General features: G+C 57.3%; 13 protein-coding genes. 9 read left to right on the top strand and 4 right to left on the bottom strand.

The window, feature by feature from the left end:
• Positions 1 to 1,559: 1,559 nt before the first annotated feature.
• The 3 genes from FH08_RS50360 to FH08_RS0111675 all read right to left on the bottom strand — a co-directional run bounded on the left by FH08_RS50360 (position 1,560) and on the right by FH08_RS0111675 (position 5,559).
• On the bottom strand, positions 1,560 to 2,603 hold the full coding sequence (locus FH08_RS50360) for a S1 family peptidase (protein ID WP_075583325.1): 1,044 nt from the start codon (positions 2,601 to 2,603) through the stop codon (positions 1,560 to 1,562).
• Positions 2,600 to 4,261 carry a hypothetical protein gene (locus FH08_RS0111680; RefSeq protein ID WP_031358495.1) on the bottom strand — a complete coding sequence of 554 codons (1,662 nt, stop codon included), beginning with the start codon at positions 4,259 to 4,261 and terminating at the stop codon, positions 2,600 to 2,602. Before FH08_RS0111680 ends, FH08_RS50360 begins: the two co-directional genes overlap by 4 nt.
• A gap of 536 nt (positions 4,262 to 4,797) precedes the next feature.
• The gene (locus FH08_RS0111675; RefSeq protein WP_152602796.1) at positions 4,798 to 5,559 is read right to left on the bottom strand and encodes a hypothetical protein; all 762 of its coding nucleotides are present in this window, start codon (positions 5,557 to 5,559) and stop codon (positions 4,798 to 4,800) included.
• Positions 5,560 to 6,272: 713 nt separating this feature from the next.
• Between FH08_RS0111675 and FH08_RS0111670 the strand changes: the two genes are divergently transcribed.
• The 8 genes from FH08_RS0111670 to FH08_RS0111620 all read left to right on the top strand — a co-directional run bounded on the left by FH08_RS0111670 (position 6,273) and on the right by FH08_RS0111620 (position 13,901).
• The gene (locus tag FH08_RS0111670; RefSeq protein ID WP_152602795.1) at positions 6,273 to 6,812 is read left to right on the top strand and encodes a hypothetical protein; all 540 of its coding nucleotides are present in this window, start codon (positions 6,273 to 6,275) and stop codon (positions 6,810 to 6,812) included.
• A 130-nt stretch (positions 6,813 to 6,942) separates the two neighbouring features.
• Positions 6,943 to 7,572 (top strand): hypothetical protein, encoded by a 630-nt coding sequence (locus FH08_RS0111665; protein ID WP_031358492.1) that lies wholly within the window; start codon positions 6,943 to 6,945, stop codon positions 7,570 to 7,572.
• 177 nt (positions 7,573 to 7,749) lie between these two features.
• Positions 7,750 to 8,538: a hypothetical protein gene (locus FH08_RS0111660; protein ID WP_152602794.1), complete on the top strand. Its 789-nt coding sequence runs from the start codon at positions 7,750 to 7,752 to the stop codon at positions 8,536 to 8,538.
• Between the two features lie 419 nt (positions 8,539 to 8,957).
• A complete protein-coding gene (locus tag FH08_RS0111650; RefSeq protein ID WP_031358489.1) occupies positions 8,958 to 9,419 on the top strand; it encodes a hypothetical protein in 462 nt (153 codons plus the stop codon).
• A complete protein-coding gene (locus FH08_RS0111645) occupies positions 9,416 to 9,601 on the top strand; it encodes a hypothetical protein (RefSeq protein ID WP_031358488.1) in 186 nt (61 codons plus the stop codon). The genes FH08_RS0111650 and FH08_RS0111645 overlap by 4 nt, the downstream gene beginning before the upstream one ends.
• A gap of 673 nt (positions 9,602 to 10,274) precedes the next feature.
• Positions 10,275 to 11,093 carry a peptidoglycan-binding protein gene (locus FH08_RS0111635; RefSeq protein ID WP_031358486.1) on the top strand — a complete coding sequence of 273 codons (819 nt, stop codon included), beginning with the start codon at positions 10,275 to 10,277 and terminating at the stop codon, positions 11,091 to 11,093.
• 21 nt (positions 11,094 to 11,114) lie between these two features.
• Positions 11,115 to 12,620 (top strand): hypothetical protein, encoded by a 1,506-nt coding sequence (locus FH08_RS0111625; RefSeq protein WP_152602793.1) that lies wholly within the window; start codon positions 11,115 to 11,117, stop codon positions 12,618 to 12,620.
• 99 nt (positions 12,621 to 12,719) lie between these two features.
• Positions 12,720 to 13,901: a DUF2235 domain-containing protein gene (locus FH08_RS0111620; RefSeq protein WP_051888148.1), complete on the top strand. Its 1,182-nt coding sequence runs from the start codon at positions 12,720 to 12,722 to the stop codon at positions 13,899 to 13,901.
• 158 nt (positions 13,902 to 14,059) lie between these two features.
• Here the strand turns inward: FH08_RS0111620 and FH08_RS0111610 are convergent, their stop codons facing one another.
• Positions 14,060 to 16,291, bottom strand: coding sequence for a SulP family inorganic anion transporter (locus FH08_RS0111610; protein ID WP_031358482.1), 2,232 nt, complete (start codon positions 16,289 to 16,291; stop codon positions 14,060 to 14,062).
• A gap of 307 nt (positions 16,292 to 16,598) precedes the next feature.
• On the opposite strand from FH08_RS0111610, the gene FH08_RS0111605 reads away from it, so the two are divergent.
• The gene (locus tag FH08_RS0111605; protein ID WP_031358481.1) at positions 16,599 to 19,883 is read left to right on the top strand and encodes an adenylate/guanylate cyclase domain-containing protein; all 3,285 of its coding nucleotides are present in this window, start codon (positions 16,599 to 16,601) and stop codon (positions 19,881 to 19,883) included.
• Positions 19,884 to 19,956: the final 73 nt, after the last annotated feature.

Raw genomic sequence — 19,956 nt, 5'->3', positions numbered from 1 at the left:
CATAGAGGCTGGGAATCCCACTTAGTTGAAAGGGTAGGGTCGTAAGACATCGCCCAGATGCGCTCTCACGCCGGCGCACCTTCAAATTTGCCGGTATTTATTTTCTCATTTCGCCTATAGTTTATAGTCTTGGTGGGACGTTGTTGTGAAGTAAGTATTCCGTTCCGGGTATTATATCGCGAGGTGATCGTGAAACAGCGCCGAGTGGCAAGACGACGGGTTGTCATCGCTCTCGCGGTCAACTTTCTCGGGCTATCTCAAGTCGTTGAGGGACAAACCAAACTAAACAATGGCGAAGTGTGCTCTGCAGGTACACCAGCTAACTACCCGGACACGATACGAGAAAGCCAACTCTGTGAATCGGTAGGTTGCATGCCAGGTCCACAGTGGACTGATGATTGGTATTGTATCAATCGGGCGAAAAATTGTGCGGTGCCAGGGGGTGACGGAGCCTACTATGGGGACACGATGCTCGTCGCAGGCCGACAGTACATTTGCGCGACCCACGGAGGACCGGCAAGATTTTTTCCAATCCGATAGAACAGAACATACGGATACGGTTTAACAGATTCTTCCGTAGCCAATTCATCGATAACGAATTCTCCTAAAGCAGACACTTCTCAAACAGATCTCCATGTGATTATTTTGAGGCCCTGGGACCACAACGTCATCAGCACCGCAAAGCCGGTCTTGCTTAACGTGCGGTAGTCATGACGTCGATAGTGATCAGCCGCCGGACGGTGTCAAATCAACATTCCTTAATTGGTTACCTGACTCGCCATGATTCGAAAAGCCATTGAGCACGGTTTTGGATTAACGGGATAAACGTTTTAGCCCAGAACTCTCCGCTAACCATCCGGCTGCTCATGCGACTTCTGGCAAACCTTGGGACTCATACCCGCCCACCCGAGCCTTTCTAACGATCTCATACATGCATCAGCAGCGTCGTCTTCGAAAAATGGCCCAAGCGATATCAGCAGCCGCTTATCGCCGGTCCTCTTCGATTAATCTACACATCGCTGCCGCGCTGAAGCTTGGAGAGGGAAGCCGTCCAAGTAGTCGCGGTGGCAACCTCACTGCGAGAGTGTCAGGGCAAGGGCGACCGGCTCGTATCGGCCGCGACGGGCACGGACCGACCAGTAGGCGACGTTCACCGACGCTGTCATGCGGAGAATCCCGCGACCTTACTGGGCCATGTAACGGACATAGAATCGAAAGCGTTTTCTCGTACGCAAGAATCACTACCCGGCGATGAGTTCGCTACAAACAAAATTTCCCTCCACGGAATGCCGGTGACATCCGAGGCGCGCGAAAACCCGATCTTGAACCATTAGACGGCGTGGGCCATCTATTTGAAAAAGGGCAAAACCGTTGCTAGACAACGCGCGCCTTTCGAAGGTATGAAGGTACCGCTTTGTTCAGGAAATCAACTTCGCATTCTGCAGCGACCTTGATCGACGCTGCGAGTCGCCCTTAAAACATTCATGCACTTGACGTCCCGACTTGGACGCTTCCGACGCACTATTGTTTTCTTAACTTCAGACCTTGACTCATGTGGCCTACTTCAAACAAGCTGCGGTCTTTTGCTCCTTATATATCGGATCCTCAAGCCGCCTGTACGAGCAAAAATACGTGTATTTCGCGCCGATACGTAATAATTCATTATCCCACTCTAGCCTTCCATCTCTCGAAGCAACCTTTGTGAAGGAAGAATTCGGATAAAGTTTTTGCAGTTCGCCGAGATAATCTGCGCACCAAGAATCTTGATTTGCTTTTGGATTCCCTCCGCCGGGGCGCAATTCACTTTCTTTTTCCTTGACCTCGTCAACGCGATACCCTTCAACTCCATGGCTCGGATGTCTGCAAAGGGGGAAATCCGCACATGGACCGAAAGGTTGAGGCTGTACGTTTGCTTTGCTCAGTAAACTCTGTGCTTGAGCAATAGGGATAACATAGGTCAGGTAACTAGAGTTTCTATTTATAGCAACGGCGATGCCGACCACGGTCCCAAGTTGCCCGAAGATCGGTCCACCACTATTGCCATGGCTAAGTGCGAGACTTGTAGTCCACCACGCTTTTTCTTTGCCGTCGACGATCGTACTATCGGAAGTCTTCTCGCCGGGAGGAACGATGGCCAAGTCGGCCCCAGACGCAAAACCCAAACCGGTTAGACGGCTCCCCACACTTAACTTATCGACATAACTTATAGGCAAGAAGGGCCAGTTTTCCTTCGGAGTTGCCGGAGCAAGTTTAATTAAAGCTATATCGGCCGATTCATCGATGTCCTCCGCCGAAATGGTTGCCGGAACCGGACTGGATGACAGTCCACCAACCCGCACGGTGATTGACGATGAAATAACCTTCGCGCCGTCAGTCTTTGGCTTTACAACGTGCGCGCTGGTGATCACATATCCTGACGGGGAAACAATGAAGCCACTTCCCGTATCGCCGCCGTTGCCATCGCTTTCCGTTGAAAATTTAAGATCGATATACGCGGTTGCCGGTCCGTCATTTGCGAAGATACACTGTGTATCTTGAGCATTGCTATAGCTGTTTAATCCGACGAATAAAAGCGCCAGAATTTTCGGAGCTGAACGTTTCATTTCTCATCCTTGTCGCTGACAAGAGCAACTCTCCGATAGGGCCGATAGCCCTGGGCTTCCAACTGCAAGGCGCTATATGATCTTCGACAAACCCCACCACACGAAGGCGCGGTAGTTGACTCAATCACCGTAACTATGTCTCCATTAGTTGAATGAGCGACGCCCTCAACAAGTCGAACGTGGTTGGCTCGCTTATTTATAATATCGCCAGGGGATAGGTCACTCCAAGAGATCGGATTGCTTATATCGGGGTTCGGCAGGCTAGAAGTCGTAAAATAGCTACCGATGTGCCACGCGTATGAGACGAAGCCAGAACAGTCCATGCCCGTAGCTCGTTTCTGAACGCAATTTCCGCTCCGACACGTGCAAACATTGCCGGCGAGATAGTTGCTGTTCAATCTCATAGTGAAAACATTTAAGTCCGGTACGTAGCCACCCCAATCGTATGGCACACCGGTCATCGTCGTTGATAATTTTCCCTCGAGTTGGCGGGGGCGTGTCCAAATATGTGTTGGTGGATCGCACCGATTTTCAATGTCCGACTGGCTATAGGCACTAGGCGTAAGCAACCATTGTAAATTCAACGCTCTACGCGCGCGTTGAAGGATCGAGGCGACGGAGATAGACGATACGGAAATGTTGCTAGCGTCAGATGTACCATTCTCTACCTCAAGCTCGTGCGATGCGCTCAACTCCGATGCTATCAATGCGACTTCTGATCCCTGCGAGGCGATTATGGGAGTTGCCGTACCAACAGGCATAAATTTGAGCACTTCGAGACCTAGTGAATTGTTGTTTTTAAACTTTAAGACGACGACCGTCCCGTCCGTCAAACGAGTATAAGGGCGCACCGTATCGCAGGCAAAAGTCTCTAGGCTAAGATAAGCCTCTGTAGTCGAGTGCCCACGCGCGTCGATATTTATTAAACGGACAAAGGCATTTTCTTGGGGATATTTCTGACTTTCTTGAAGGGCGATCAACGCGCCGTCTCCCGCTTTGACCCAGATCGGACGGGCGTTAGAGATTCGAATTTTGGATGTCACAGTTATCGATGACAGGTCTCCATCAACCGTTTTTGACTGAAGGACGATTTTCCCGGGGCTGATTAGTGTTTTCGTATAATCGCTTGCCAGCGCCAACCCTGGGGAGACGAGAGGGCCAGTGGTCGACTGATCGAGTTTTATTGGAAACCGCTTTCCACTGAGGTTCTCCAAAACGAATTTTCCGGTGCTCAGCGACACGAGCCGAGGACTACCTAACGTTGGGTCATAATCTGTGTTCGATCGTGCCAATACAGCCCCCGCCGGATCGACAAGAATTACTTCTCCGAGGGCGCCAACAACTAGATACCCACGCTCTGTAGCTATAAAGTCGGTAGGTTCGATAAAGTTCGCAGGAAGTGCGACATCTTGGGCCGCAGGCCCACCTACAATCACAAGCTTGTCGTTGACTCGATCCAAAATGGCCAGCCTTGCGTCACTCGTAGCGCTAATTGTCGCGGGCCCGTGGCACTCCTCGTTAAGTGCCATAACTAGACCAACTTGGCCCTTTCCGGAACCAACCGGGAGATCTCCGGACGTTAGCTTTTGCGCTAAGGTCGGTTGCGCTCCAAAGATCAAATAAAAGAATGTGCATGCCAAGGTTATACAATGCTTCATGGCAACTCCATGGGCCGACTGATAGATCATCTTTTAGTTGAACTGCCGTCCGCGACATATCTGAATTTGCTTGATTGACTATAGTGTTCGGAAAGGAAAAGGGAAGAACTATCGGGGGTAAGTGGCTTGCAATGTGAAACTCGAGCAGCGTCTAGCAGGAGTGCCAGGACGCACTATCGGGTTTACCTTGGGCATGCGCGTGCTTTCATTGTTTCTACTTACTTGGAATCCGCGGTAACGACGATCGAAAGGCCAAAAGCCGAACGGCCGTTGTGCACCTCGAAGAACACGTAAAGCCGACTGAGTGTCGAGCGGCTGAGAAGGGTCGAAATGCGCCCGATACCACCGCAGCACCAAGACGGTATTCCCAGGCCGATCGTCGATTGATCGACGACGTGTGGCCTCGACAATGCTCGCCGGCGATCAACTATGGCCGAGTATCCAAGTGATAGGAGCATGCTGCCGGCGCGAGGAATGCAAGCTCCAGCGACCAGGCATCGACGGCTACTAAGCCATCGCGCTTCAGGCCCTAGGGACTAGGGCAGCACGATGCCCAAGGGAAGCACAGCGCTCTTGAGGAGCTGATATGCCTGCGGTGCGGCCGAGAGCGTCTGAATGGTCTGGCCGACGGCGTTGAGCAACGACGTGAGCCTCAGGCCGTTCGGCTTCGGTTGGTCGAGCTCAGTGACCGAATCGTTGATCACCTGCTCCAGCTCTTCACGCGTGCCAGCCGCCGCGTTCGAGGCCGCCAGTTCGGCCTGCACTTCCCCGAGCGCCTGCTTCAGCCGTTCCTTTTCGTCCGCACCAATCGATTGGGAGATGTTCGACACGGCATTGCCGCCGGTCTGGACCGCGCCAACGGCGCCATAAAAATGGTAGTTGTGAGCCGTCTGTTTTTCGTTGGTCATCGCGTTGCGTGCGGAATCTTCGCAATAAAGATCGATCTCGACGAAGTGCTTGTCGATCTGGTGGTTGAGTTCGCCCTGGAAGCTCCCCGTCGACAGCTGCTTTGCTTCCCCCAACGACTGCGCCGCGCGCAGCTTGGCGTCGATTGCTTCAAATGCCTGTCGTAGCGTGTCCTCAAAAAAGCGTTTGAACTCGTTGGCAGCATCACCGGCGTTCTCGTTACCGTAGGTCTGATGCACGCGCACGAGATTCCGCCAGATCTGGATCGCACGATCTCCCAGCGCGGTGATCGCGGCCTGTTCGAGCATGTGAAGTCGCGCGCCCGATCCGATCAGCCCTTTCGCAGCACACTCGGCGTTAATCCGAGCGATCTGCATGTCCAGCAGTCGCACACCCTCGGCGAACTGGACGCGGCAGAGCGTGTGAAACCTCTCGATGGCAACATCGCTCAGTATTGGCACGACGCTATCCCAGTGGATTAGTCTGAGCATTATGCCCAGCTTTGGTGAAACCAGGGGCTGCGTTTTGTGGCCATGCCTCGCTACACATGAAGACGTGGCAGCGTTCAGCTGGGCTGCGTAGACACGGGCGCCGCAGCAAATTTTGGATGTCCAGCTGGCCCTACGCGTTGTCAATCACCAGATCCGTGGGGCGAACTTTCGGGGAGTGACGGTTTGCGGGAGCGATTGTGCGGACTGCGCAGGCCTAGCGCTTGTTCGAAGGTCGCCTATGGGTCGTCGCGTCTCTCACCCTCTCTAATCAAAGTCTCATCGGCACGTTGCCGGGAGCCAACCGCCCCCGCGCGGCAGTGCTTCGATTCCCGCGCTTTCCCGGCAGTCCAGCCAATACCGTGCTTTCGAGTCTAGCTAACTGCGTGCTAGTCCAACGAATTCCGTTTACCGACACATTGAAGGGAGACGGAATTAGTTGGACTCGGTGCCGTTATCAATCAAAGACTTCCCGTCGAATTTGGTCGCTTACTTCCATTCACCTGAACGGAAATGACTAGACTATCTGGATTTCGCCGGGAATTCGCTGGACTGCCCGGACGGCATGAGCGAGCATCCTGGGGTGACGATGTGGGTCTACTGCTATGAGAGGACAGGTGATCGAAATAGACGACGTTCTCGCTGCAGCCGAGGAACGGCTGAACTCGGCCTACGCCGAATATGAAGAGGCGAGAGATGGTATTCCGATCGAATTCAACGAGATGCGCCTACAGGCGACCATATTTCAATATGACATCTGTGCGGAGATGACCGGTCTCATCCGCAACGCGCCATTAGGCTTTGCACGCAACGTAGCGCTAAAGGGACTTGTTCATAGTCTTTTCGAGTACGACCTAACATTGAACCAGCTCATTCCAAGGCTGCTTGATCTGATGAAGGCCCGCAAGCTTCCCATCGACCAGCAAGACATCAAAGCGCAGCGGAAGAAGTGGGCTGTCGAATTCCGCAGGCTCAGAGCCTGGTCAGGTGCGCGAAACGTTGCTACCGGACACTACAGCCCTGAGCTGGCGAAACAAGTAGAGGCGCTGAAAGGCATCGATTCCGCAGAAGTCATGGAGGTATGCACTGCGTTCCTATCGTTCAATATGGCCATTCTTCACATTCTTGCAGAGGCTGGCCGAGGAGGTGACGCGTAGCGCTGTCTGGCGTGAATCGGCCAGAAGCGGTAGTTCATGAACGTCTGCTTTACAGAATGGTGCTATAACGCAGAACGTCAAGCGAGCTGTGCGCCACCCCGTCGCCCAACTTCACACTACCTATTAATCTATGAGCGTTTGGCAGACCATTCTCCTTGCCGTTGGCGGAAATGCGGCCCTTCTTGCGGTTCTTGGTTGGCTGGCGAAGTCCTTGGTGGAAAAGCTGCTGGCCAAAGACCTCGAGCGCTTCAAAGCGTCTCTCTCCTCCGAAACCCAATCTGCAATGGAGCGTTTGAAACACGAGCTCCAACTCACGGCAGTAGAGCATCAAGTGCGCTTCTCAAATCTGCATGAAAAGCGAGCACAAGTGGTTGCGGAACTCTATGGCCTTCTCGTTGAGGCATATTGGGCAACGTCAGGATTCGTGTCACCGATGGAATGGGTCGGGGAACCGGACAAGAAGCAGAAGTACGTAACAGCGATGAACGCAACGGCGGATTTCTTTAGGTTCTTTGAGAAGAATCGCATCTACTTGCCAGAGGCGGTCTGCAAACAGCTTGAGGAGTTCGTGAGGAACATGCGCAGCAAGGCGATTGGCTTCGGCGTCTACGTCCGCTACGAGGATGCAAACCTCCCGGCGCATACCCTTGAGCAAAAGCACAAAGCATGGCAAGACGGCTGGGATTTTTTCGAACAACAGGTCCCACCGGCACGAGCGGCGCTTGAGGACGAGCTTCGAGAGGTATTAGGTGCCAGGTAAGCCGGCAACAGGAAATAAGCGCTACCAAGACATTCCGGCCGACCCACCTTCCGTTGCCCCGCCACCGGCCACTGATGAGATGCAGTTGCCGCCTAAGCGCCCGGGATAAAATGGTGCTCGGCCCATGCTCCGCCAGAGAGCCGCATAACGCCGCAAAAAACCAGAGATAAAAACATCTTGAACAAAATCGAACCTACTCACCCACCTGAAATTGTCGCTGCGCTCGCAAACCGCCGGGTCTGCTCCCTTTTCACCGCGATCGATGAACAAACGCCAATAGTTTTCCAGAAAGGAAGCGGTGTGCTGTGGGGCTCTTCAACCGCAGACGGACGGACCGTCATTGAATTCGTCCCCACGAAAGCTCCGGTCGAGGCGTTGGCTCACGAGTTGTTGCACGCAGACCTCAAGCTGAAGGGCTACCAGCAGTTCACCTCCTTGGTGGCGCTCGCCCCCAAGGAGCGCCGGCAGCTTTATTTGACCGTCTTGTCGATGCTAGACAACGAACTTCAGCACCACCGAATGTTTCGGGGATTTACGGCTCTCGGCCTTTCCAAGAAGCGGTTCTACAATGACACAGACAAGAATACATATAGGGAAGTGCGTCGGGAAGTTGAGGAACTCCAGAAAGGCGATCACCCGGCAGAGTTTTTGCTGCAATTTGCGTCGGTTATCGCGCCTGGAGGCGCTGGGGACGAAGCACAACGCCAGCCGCTTAAAAATTTCGTGAAGACGCGATGCACCCCTGAAACTTGGCGCGTTCTGGTGGAGGTTGAAGGGCTAATTGAGAAGTGGCGGCTTGGGACGTCTCTCGATGTCACGGCGACCGTGAGAGACATCCTGCGACTCGTCGCTGGTGAAGACAGGCTTTGGTTCGGGCCCACAGGATGCACGGACCTTGCTCTGGGCCAGTTCACCGACGTTGAATTTACGATCGAGGAAGCGACCACCTACTTGCAGGGAGGCTAATGTAGGCATGGAATAGCCGAGGAGTTTAGCAAAGCGAACCAAACGGACGTCATATTTCGTCAAACGTCGGAGCACCGATGTCTGAAGGACCGCCATGGGTGTCGTGGTCCAACTGCTTGTGGCTCCGCAGGCGAGCGTGGTTGTGATGAACGGGGCGGTGGGCGTACCGGGCGTCACACCATACGAGACTCGGTCTGCTCCACATCTCATGGTGCTGTACGTCCGTGCTGACCTCGATGTCGTCAATCGCCCGAGCTCCATATGTACGGCGTTTGACTACAGTGCTGAAGAGGAGTCGTATTGAGTTGCCGCGCTGTTTTAGTCACAATTGGACTTGTGGGGGCACAGGCGCACCGGTGGTCGTAAGGTGCTTTCTATCCTACCGGCGATAACCAAATCTCGAACGATAAGGACTAGCAATGTATGCAAAGTTCAGCAAGATTGCCAGGTGGATTTTCTTCGTTGTCCCAGTCGTGCTCGCGCTTGTCGAATACACAATCAGGCAGGTGACAGGACAATCAGAACACTCGTCATATTATGGCTTAGGGATGCTGGTAGCAGGCATTGGTCTCATGTTCGGATTAACTGTTCCACCGGCGCCGCTGGTCGAGCCGTGCCGCGTCCCAACCGATCGCGACATCGAGAACCACAGTCGATATACTAAAAGGCACGGCGCTGAACTCGATCAGGTAGCGGACGCCATAGCCTTAGCTTGCGTCGGCCTTTTGATTTGGTTCTTCATGCTAGTCGCGGAACTGTACGGCCCATGGAAAACTTGGCTTGACGACAACGCAATTTATGGCGGCACAATACCAGCTTATGCTGGCGGAATGTACTATGTGCTGGCTGCCCACATGACGAACTGGAGGGCTAAGGGATGACTCCAATCGGCTATGTTCTCGATTTTATCGCCAACTATGGCGGTCCAATCATCATGATGTTCGTGGTTAGCGCGGTCACGGCCATACCTAATGGCGCCATCTCGGGTGCGATTTCTGCGGTATTCGGTTCTCGACGGAGGGAACAGGACGAGCACGACGACACACCAGCTCTCGATTTGTAAAGCTATGAGGCCCGCTTGTTGTGGCTTTGTTACGTGTTGACGAGCTTTGTGTGGACGAAGCCAGCCGCGGGCCTTCCGCGGAGCTTGTTTTTTTGTTTGCGGGGCATAGATCTTCCGACTACACGCAGTTGATTCCGTCGTCGTCATCAAGTTTTGCCCACCCAAGTTCGTTCATCGGCAGCCTCGCCGAAGAAGCATTCGCGGAGAGGTGCATTTGGGGAGGCGATGATTTGCCGACCGACGCTAGCGAATGAACGTCCGTTGCACCGTGGAAGCGGCCATTGCGTCGTCACCAATGCGAACGTCAGAAGTGGGTCGACTACGGAAATTCAACGCGGTGCGACGTTCGGCCAAATTCAACCATCCCTCCACTCCGGTGCAGCGACTGCTACCGCGAACTTCGATTGGACTGCCCGAATCCGACTCCGTTTTTATATAACGCGATGATCACCCGATCGACTAATCCTCTTCATCGGCATTCACGCGGTTATGTGTCGACTACGCGCGATTGTTAATGCCCAAACGGTTGAAACAATACTCATCCGGAAAACGTGCGCCAACCCACATAAAAAATCCGCTTGTTCTGAAGACGCTGGAAGTATCACCTATTGTCTTTTAACCAAATCCGACGAATTGACGGTCGACCCAACGACCGTGAAAAGGAGGAACAACCATGCAAAGCGGAATGCTTCAACAGGGCGATAGCGGCCCCGACGTCGAGACATTACAGCAAGCGCTTACGGGACATGGCTTCAGTCCAGGTGCGATCGACGGCATGTACGGACAGGGAACCGTCGCAGCCATAATCGCTTTTCAAAAGAGCGAAGGAATGCTACCTGATGGAATCGCAGGACCACGTACGTTGTCGGCTTTAGGCATTGCCGATTCGAATGCATTGCCGTCGGCCATTCCTGCGGTATCCGTCGAGGTCGTCAGCCAGATGTTTCCGGTCACGCCAATTGGAAATATCGTAGGCAATTTGCCGCCGTTGCTTTCGGCGCTGATCGCGAATCAGGTGGCTGACAAGCCCATGGTCCTCATGGCACTTTCCACTGTCCGGGCCGAAGTGGAGTGCTTCGAACCAATCAGCGAAGGACAATCCCGGTTCAACACGTCGCCATCCGGCCATCCATTTGACCTTTACGACAACCGCAAGGATCTGGGTAATCAGGGGGCGCCCGACGGCGCGCAGTTCAAAGGCAGGGGATTCATCCAACTCACCGGGCGGTCGAACTACGCGACGTACGGACCGAAACTCAAGCCGCCCGTCGATCTGATCGCGAAGCCGGACCTGGCTGGAGACCTGGCCGTCGCCGCGAATCTGCTTGCATTGTTCCTCGCGGACAAGGAGCTTGCGATCAAGAAAGCCTTGCTCGCCGGAAACATGGCGACGGCAAGGCAACTGGTCAATGGCGGCTCAAACGGTCTGGATCGTTTCTCTGACGCCTACCAGCGCGGAGCGGCTTTAATCCCCGATTCGCTCGGCACCTAAACTGTACCAAAGGTGAATGCCATGAGTTCCCTCACTCTCGACCTTGAGCAGGCTCCGCCGGCCGAACCAACGCCCTTCCCCGATCCCGCTTCGCCGGGCGCCGGTGCAACTGCGGCTCCGTCTGCGACAGGGGAAAAACCGGCGTCCGAGCAATCAACAGAATCTCCGCCACCACCTAACCCTGAGCGCCCTGCATCCAGTGAGGTCGAGTTCCCTCCAGAAAAGCTGATACTTGAGCGAGACCTTAATGGAGCTTTCCTGCTTATGGATTTCATCTCCGGGCGGCAGGATGTCCATATATGGGATATCGGTGACATCAAGTACCCAGTCCGGGCAGATGATCCATCTCGCAAAGGCAATACGGACCGCGGGAGTAATGAGACGCCCACGCTGCCGCCTATTGAGGTAATCCGGCGCATTTGTGCACTGCGGTATCCACCAGAACCAAAGCAATGTCTTTCGGAGAGGGCAGACAATTCCGCATTGCTGCTTTGTGTGAAAGACAAGTTAAATTCAATCGCGAATCCGGCTAACGGACTCACGATCGCGTACACATACATGTTCCTGGAGGAAACGGCTCGATCAAAGCGCGATAAAGCGCAAACGTTTCAATTAAAGGCCGACCAATCGATCGAGCAAAACTCTGCTCCCGTCGTCGCAACAGGGACTCGAGCCACCGTCGCGAAGGCGGCATATCCAGGACTCGTCCAGAGTGCGAAGCGCTTCCGACGCTTCCACAAAAGCGTCGCGCGAGTTGGGGCCGCAATCACCGCATTTTCCGCAATCCTTTTGTGGCTGGTCGTGTACGGAGTTCAACTAACTTCCCGATTCGAAGAGGACCAAAAAAGTACGACCGATGTCACCAGTCAGATATATGCGCTAGTTGACAAGGAAAATGCGCCATTCCCCGTCGAACGGCAAAGTCACGATAGCGTCCCCACGCGCTGCAAATCCAGGATCGATGAACAGAGCAACCCGATCCGGCTGCTTTGCAATCAATGGTCGTACTATCAGGCGCGTTACGAAAAGTCGATCAACGATGTGGCGACGTTCGCTAACAAGTGGCCCTCCTCCTGGCTGACGATGCCGTTTCCAACGTCGCCCACGCTGGAAAAAGACAAGGCCGGCAAATTTATCGCGACGCAAGAAGACGTTCAGTCCATAACCTTGGTCCTGTCGGCGTATGCAAGTTATGTACTACCGGTGTTGTTCGGGCTGGTCGGAACAATTGCTTCGTTCTTGCGTGATATAAGCAATCGAATAACCGGGAGCATTCTGTCACCCCGTGACGAGACACTGGCAATCATTCGAATTATCCTTGGCGCCATTGCCGGGCTTGCGGTCGGATTGTTCTTTACGCCGTCGGCTGTAGCGGCGCAAATAAGTGCCGGTTCCGGGGTGTTGACTCTTTCGGCGTCCGGAATAGCGTTCCTGGCTGGTTATGGCGCGGATGGGTTTTTCCGTATGATTGACGCAATGATCACCCGCATATTTAGCCTCGACCAGAAGCCGGCGCAAACGAAGTGATTTGTTTGGTCATTCAACTGTGGCCGGCGCTTGGTCGAATGGCAACTGGACGGCATCGCATAAAGCATCGGAACAAATCTACTGATAAAAGGCGGATCGATGTCGAAGACTATTGTCTTTTGTGCCGATGGCACGTGGAACGGGCCTGACGAGCAAGCAACGACCGACAGCAATACCCCTAAAGACACGCAAGGCTGCGAAGCTCAGCTGACCAACGTCTGCAAACTCTTCGCGTGGCTTGACGGCGACCTGCTTCCGGGCGGCACCGACTGGGGCGGCGTGGAGATGGAGAAGTCCCTTCAGGACGCGAGCGGCACGCCGACCCAGATAGCCAAATACATCCACGGGGTAGGCAATTCACAGGAGTTGGTGGACAAGGTGGCCGGTGGCGCATTTGGCGTAGGCGTCGTAGCCCGCATTGCTCGCGGCTACACCTACATCTCGCGTAACTACGTGCCAGGCGACAGCATCGTGATCGTCGGCTTTAGCCGGGGCGCGTACACCGCCCGCGCGCTGGCGGGCCTGATCGCGGGAGAAGGTCTGCTGCGGCCGGAATTCGCTGCCATTGACGATGACACGCGTTACGACACCGCGGTGGCGGCCTGGTACCGCTGGCGCCACGGCCACGAAACGACATTTCAGAAGATAGCGGACGGCTTCATCGAGCTGCTGGAGATCCACAGTGCCTTCTCCAACGCGAAGGATCTGGATGCCAGTTCCTTTGTCCCGGTGAAAATCACCGCGGTTGCAGTCTGGGATACGGTCGGTTCGCTGGGCATTCCGATTTACCACGCGGGCGCAGCGATTGATCTATTCCGTTTCTGCGACACCGCCTTGAGTCCCAACATCAACTTGGGCGTGCACGCGGTATCGCTCGATGAGCAACGCATGCCGTTCGAACCGACGTTGTGGGATGCCAACCCAAACCTGACGCAGGCGCTTTTTCCGGGAGGTCATTGTGACGTCGGCGGAGGCTACCCTGAACACGGCCTGTCCGATGGTCCCTTGCTCTGGGTCGTTGACAGGCTGCAACATCCAGACGTGGGATTAAAGTTCGCGCTCCGGCCTCCCGTTGATGTCAAGTCCGACCCTTTGGGCCCGCGACATCGAGCGTGGGCCGGAAACCCTATATGGTTAGCCGCCGGCGTTTCCCCGCGAGCCTTCCCGAGCGGGATCGTCCTCAATGACTCGGTTCGCCAGCGTATGAACGGCCAACCTGAAGACCTGGACGACACGCAGGGACCACAGCCGCCTTATTCACCGGTTAACTTGCCCAGATAGGGTTAGGTAGATCGCGCGGGATCAATGCAGGCGCAGCTTGGTCCGCTTCATTCATCCGTCGCCGCGCGCACTGGTTTTACGGTCCGCGACGTTGATATCAGCGAATAGGTGGTGATCGACGCCGGAGCGGATCCATCGATTCCAGATTCGGCAGCTGATCAATAGGCTGCGCGCAGTGCTTCATCCGCGACCGCAAGCCGTGAAGCAATCGTCTTGACGAGAAAGCGATGAAACTGCTGCGCGGTTACGGGATCGTCCTGTTCGAGTGCAAGCAGCGTCTCAAGTGACAGGCGCCGGACACGCGTGGGCACTTCGGCGAGCACATCAGCGCTGCGCCGATTCTGCGTGTACACCGCCATTTCGCCGACGACCGTACCCGGCCCGAACGAGCGCAGCCGGACCGATCGTCCGTCCGCAAGCAGGAGCGATACGGCCACGCGCCCGCGCTCGACGATGTACAGGGCGTCACCCGGCTCGCCGCGAAGGAACAGCGGCTGCAGGGCGTTGAGATCACGTACCTCCATGCATGCAGATAGCCTTTCCAGGGAGTGTGGCGTGAAATGCGCCGCGAGCATTGCGCGGAAGTTGTCCTCTTCCTGAGGCGGGGCATGGACACCCGGCGCAAGCAGCTTGTCTTCGATCCATTCCAGACCAGCATCCAAAGTCGCGAACTCGTGTATCCGGAGATTGAGCGTACCGGCTTTCACAAGCAGCTCACGCGAGCGCGGCGGCAGTCCCGTCAATACCAGATCTGCGTCGATCGCTGCACAAAGCTGTCTGAGCTTAACGAAACTGACCGATACAGACGCGTCCATCCCGCTGGTGGCAGCAAAGTCGAGCACCACAAAACGGACCGGCACGGGACCGCGCGTGGCTAGCCGCTCGCGCACGCGCTGCAGGATCGAATTGGCCGTGCCGAAGAAGAGGAAGCCTTGCAGGCACGTCCCGCATACCTGCATGCCGAGTTCATGGAGTCGTTGGGTATCCTCGATGTTGCGCTCGACAGTCGATGTCCGGGTGCTGGCATCGAACTCCATGCGCACGCAACTCACGCGGCCATAGAGCAACGCGAACATCACGCACGCGGCGACGACGCCCGCCACCACGCCAGTAACAACGCCATAGAGCGCGATGATGCCGAGAATGATCGGAACCAGGAGATATTCGTACCAGTTGAGCTTCCGGTATGCGCCGACCAGCCACTGGATCAACAGGCGTAGTCCCATGAAGAGCTGGAGCCCGACCAGCACCGGCACGGGGAACAGCGCAACGAAGTCTGGCGAGACGACCAGCACAACAAGGCACGCGAGGGACGCGAACACGCCGGCCATCCGGCTTGTCGCGCCCGCGCGCGAGTTGAGCATCGACCGGTTGAACGATTGATAGCCGACCATTCCACCCAGCATCCCGCTCGCCAAGTTGGCTATACCCGCAGCCCGCATCTCGCGATTCAGGTCGATATCCTCGCCTGTCGCCGCGCCGATCGCAGTCGAGTTCATCAGGATCGTGATCGCCGACGCCGACGTGACCACGAGCGTCTCGGGCAGGTGTGCACCGATGGCCGCCCAGTCAACGTTGCCGTGCAAGAGCGGTCCCGGCAGATGCAATTCGGGAATCTGGCTCAAATGCAATCGGGCATGGGGAAGCAACAGACCCATCTTGCGCGCGTCATCAATCGACAGGCCGTCGACGTGCAGCAGGAAGTAGAAAAGCGCGACACCGAACACCAGGACGAGCGGCAGCGCGGCAGCGTGTTTCCAGCTGCGCATCAAAACCGTGATGAGTACCCCAACCAGCACGGCAGGCATCCAGGCGAGCCAGTGCAGATGCGTCAGGAACACCAGCGTGCGCCAGTGCAGCGGCTCGCCAGTCAGCACGCGAAACGCTCCCGACAGCAACAGGTAGCCCGTGCCGGCCAGGAATCCGCCTACAACCGGATAGGGCAGGAACTGCAGTGAGCGGCTGCGCCTCGACGAACCAATCGCGTAAAGGATCGTACCCGTCACCACTGAACACAGCGCGATGGCCATCAGCACGGTCAACAGGACGGTCTGCGTCGATCCGCCGTCCGCTCGCACGCTGCTGGCGACGCCTGCCGCGACGCCTGCGAGAAAAGCTGTCGCATTGCTGTCGGGCCCCGCGATGTTCAGGCGCATCGAACTCATGAGCGCGATGACCAGCGCGGTCACGACGCAGCTGACGAGCGCGGTGGGCACGCCCAGTTCGGCATAACGGGCAAGATCGGCACTGAAGATCATCGTGCCGAGGCTCATTGCATAGCAGAGCATGACGAGCGTCGATACTGCGCCACCAGTCAGGTCGCCGAGCAGGCCGGAGAGGCGGGAGCTTGTACGAACGCCGGAGGCTGAACCGGCCGTGTCTGGCTTCACGGTACTCCCCGACGAATGCAGGTGGTCGTGCTTCGGACGTCGCTGGAAGAGGGATTTAGTATCCGCCGCGGGTTTCGTTCGTGTCAAATTGCCTACATCTGGTCGCGTGACGCCTACACTGTGTATTCACGGGCAAACGTCGGAACAGGAAACAGCCCGTGTGGGTTCGATGCTGCAAATCGTGCAGCGTCAATTCGTCTGATTTCTGGTCAGGCGGACAGATACGTTTTGAGCAGCGAGGGGAAACCGAGCCGCGTTGCGGCCTAACGAGGGCCGCTGCTTCGGGAAACGGCGTTCGGTGACGGTCATGGATATTGAACGATGGCTGAGCCTGTTGGCGCTCGAGCAATACGCGCGCACATTTGCCGACAACGATGTCGACTTCGCGATGTTGCCCCGACTGACCGACGCGGATCTGAAGGAGCTCGGGGTCCATTCGCTTGGCCACCGCAAGCGCATGCTCTTGTCCATTTCCGAACTCGCCACGGCGGGGTCTTGCGCGACGCCGTCCGTGGTCGACGTGCAAGCGGATGAGCGCAGACAGGTCACCATTCTGTTTGCTGATCTGTGCGGCTTTACCGCGCTGTCCCAGTCGCTCGATCCGGAAGAATTGCGCGAAGTCGTCGGCCGCTATACCGCGCTCGTAGACGGCATCGTGCTCGCTTACGGCGGCACGATCGACAAGCACATCGGCGATGCCGTCATGGCACTGTTCGGTGCTCCGCGCGCGCACGACTCGGATACGCTGCGCGCGGCGCGTGCCGCGCTGGATATTCACGACGCGCTGGCTCAGCTTGGCGCGCAGGCATCAGGGCCTTTGCAGGCGCACGTGGGAATTGCCAGTGGTGAGGTTGTCGCGGGCGCGCTCGGACGTGCCGACGCGCAGGACTACACGGTGCATGGCGATCCGGTCAATCTCGCCGCGCGGCTCGTGGCAGCGGCCAAGACGTGCGAGACCTTGATTTCCGACGGCGTGCGCCGCGCGCTCGGCGACTATGCAGTCTGCGACCCGGCCGGCGACATGTGCTTCAAGGGTATCGATACACCGGTGCGGGTATGGCGGCTGCGCAGCGTGGCGGGCGAGCCATTGGCTGCCAGCCGCGGCCGTTTCGTCGGACGAAAGGCGGAACTCGAACAATTCCATGGGATTGTGCGCGCATGTCTCGCCGGGCCAGCAGGGCATGTCGTGCATGTTCGTGGCGATGCGGGCATCGGCAAGACGCGGCTTGTCAATGAGATGCGCGGCGTCGCGCAGGCGCAGGGGTTTGAGATCCATCGTGGCCTCGTGCTGGATTTCGGGGTCGGCAAAGGCCAGGATCCGGTGCGAGCTGTCATCGGCAGCCTGCTCGGCCTGTCGCCCGCTACAGGTGGCGCCGAGTCAGGCATCGCCGTCGAGCGTGTCGTCTCGGCCGGCGTCGTCAAGCCTGAGCAGATCGTGTTCCTCCATGATCTCCTCGATCTGCCGCAATCCGGTGAATGGCGGACGCTCTATGACGCGATGGCGCACGCCGCGCGCAAACGCGGCAAGCAGGCCCTCATCGCGACGCTGACTGAAAATGCATGCCGCAATGGGTCGGTCATGATTGTCGTGGAGGACCTCCATTGGGCTGACCCGCAGCTGCTCGACGACCTCACGGCCTTCGCCTCGGGCTTGGCCAACGGCCCGGGCCTGCTCGTGATGACATCGCGCGTGGAAGGCGATCCACTCGACGCCGCCTGGCGAACGCGCTGTCGCGGTACGCCGTTTGCCACCATCGATCTCGGGCCGTTGCGAAGAGACGAGGCATTGAGCCTTGCGGGGGATTTCATTGACGCGAGCCAGTGTGTAGCGCTCACCTGCATCGAGCGGGCGGGCGGCAATCCGCTATTCCTCGAACAGCTCCTGCGCAACGCCGAAGAAGGTAGTGGTGAAGCTGTCCCCGCCTCGATCCAAAGCCTGGTGCTGGCACGCATGGACCGGCTGACCCCGCGCGACCGTCAGGCATTTCAGGCGGCTGCGGTGATCGGGCAGCGCTTTGACGTGGCGTTGTTGCGGCGTCTTATAGATGAACCCGGCTACGTCTGCGATGCTCTGGTCGCCAATGCGCTTGTGGTACCTGAAGGCGACGATCTCCTGTTCGCGCACGCATTGATTCAGGAAGGTGCCTACTCGACGCTGCTGCGAACGCGCCGGCGCGAGTTGCATCGGCGAGCCGCCGACTGGTTCGCGGCTACCGACCCCGTGCTGTACGCCCAGCATCTCGATCGCGCCGACGATGACCGCGCCCCCCGGGCGTATCTTGACGCGGCCGTCGCGCAACGCACGGCCTACTTTATCGAGGCGGCGGTACGCCTGATCGAACGAGGCCTCGACATCGCGAAGAAGGACACGGACCGCCACGCGCTCATCTGCCTCAAGGGCGAACTGCAACGGGACCTCGGTGATATCGCGGCGTCGCTTGACACGTACCGGGCGGCATTGGCCGCTGCGCCGGACGAAGCAGCCGTATGCCGCTCGCAACTCGGGCTCGCGGAGGGCCTACGGGTCAATGAAGGTCTTGCTGAGGCCCTGGCCCTGCTGGAAGCGGCCCAGAAAGTGGCGGAACGCGATGACATGGTGTCTGAACTCGCGCGCCTGCACCATCTGCGTGGAAACATCCTCTTTCCCCTTGGCAAGATCGAGGATTGCCGCGCCGAGCATGAGCGAGGGCTTTCGTATGCGCGGCGCCTGGGCCTTCCCGAAGCGGAGGCGCGCGCTCTCGGCGGGCTTGCCGACGCAGCCTACGCGCAAGGCCGGATGCGGACGGCTTTCGAACACTTCAGCCGTTGCGTTACCTTGAGTCGCGAACATGGCCTCGGCCGCATCGAGGTCGCGAATCGTTCGATGCAGGGTTTCAGCCGGATGTACCTCAACGAAGCTCGGCAAGCGCGTGAGGACGCAGTTGCCGCCGTGCGTGCGGCAACGCTGGTTGGGCAGCCGCGCGCGCAGATGCTAGGCGAGACGCTAGGCGCCTTTGCCTGCCTCGAAATGGGCGACTTGCAGGCGGCACAAGTCCATCTCGAGCTGGAGATGCAGCTGATCCGGCAACTGGGAGCGCGCCGCTTCGAGGCGCAAAATAGGGAGATGCAGGCGCGCGTGCTGCTTGATTGCGGCCGCCGGAAAGAAGCTGTAGGCGTGCTGCATGAAGCGCTCGCGATCTGTGGCGAAGTCGGCATGCAGTTCAGCGCTCCCAAGGCAGTGGGCGCGTTGAGCCGTGCGGTGGAGGACGACAGCGAGCGTGCGCGTTTCCTGGCCAAGGGTGCCGAGCTGCTGCGTCTCGGCGCGGTCGGTCACAATCACCTGTGGTTCTACCGCGACGCCATCGAAGCGATGCTTTCGATCGGCGACGCGCCCGGAGCCCTGCGCTACGTGACGGCCCTCGAGGAATATACGCGCGTCGAGCCGCTGCCTTGGGCGGAGCTATTCGCGGCGCGCGGCCGCGTGCTCGCCCTCTGCCTGCAAGGCGACGCTGACAACGCCACACGGCGCGAACTCGAGCGCGTCAGCGCGGTACTTCGGGATGCCGGGTTCAAGAGTTACCTGGTTGCCGTGAACGCGTTCATTGCCGCGTAGCTGCAGCGTTTTCTCCAGAACATCGCGCGCACTGCCATCTGCGACGAGCAGAAACCCCCTCCGCTATACCAAT

The sequence above is a fragment of the Caballeronia sordidicola genome (assembly GCF_000729995.1).
Lineage (GTDB): Bacteria > Pseudomonadota > Gammaproteobacteria > Burkholderiales > Burkholderiaceae > Caballeronia > Caballeronia sordidicola_A.
Note: the sequence above shows the minus strand (reverse complement) of the source record. Positions and strands in the feature narration are given on the sequence as shown.

Coding starts and splice junctions, on each gene's coding strand:
- FH08_RS50360 (WP_075583325.1), bottom strand. CDS start 2,603: ATGAAACGTTCAGCTCCGAAAATTCTGGCGCTTTTATTCGTCGGATTA.
- FH08_RS0111680 (WP_031358495.1), bottom strand. CDS start 4,261: ATGAAGCATTGTATAACCTTGGCATGCACATTCTTTTATTTGATCTTT.
- FH08_RS0111665 (WP_031358492.1), top strand. CDS start 6,943: ATGAGCGTTTGGCAGACCATTCTCCTTGCCGTTGGCGGAAATGCGGCC.
- FH08_RS0111650 (WP_031358489.1), top strand. CDS start 8,958: ATGTATGCAAAGTTCAGCAAGATTGCCAGGTGGATTTTCTTCGTTGTC.
- FH08_RS0111645 (WP_031358488.1), top strand. CDS start 9,416: ATGACTCCAATCGGCTATGTTCTCGATTTTATCGCCAACTATGGCGGT.
- FH08_RS0111635 (WP_031358486.1), top strand. CDS start 10,275: ATGCAAAGCGGAATGCTTCAACAGGGCGATAGCGGCCCCGACGTCGAG.
- FH08_RS0111625 (WP_152602793.1), top strand. CDS start 11,115: ATGAGTTCCCTCACTCTCGACCTTGAGCAGGCTCCGCCGGCCGAACCA.
- FH08_RS0111620 (WP_051888148.1), top strand. CDS start 12,720: ATGTCGAAGACTATTGTCTTTTGTGCCGATGGCACGTGGAACGGGCCT.
- FH08_RS0111605 (WP_031358481.1), top strand. CDS start 16,599: ATGGATATTGAACGATGGCTGAGCCTGTTGGCGCTCGAGCAATACGCG.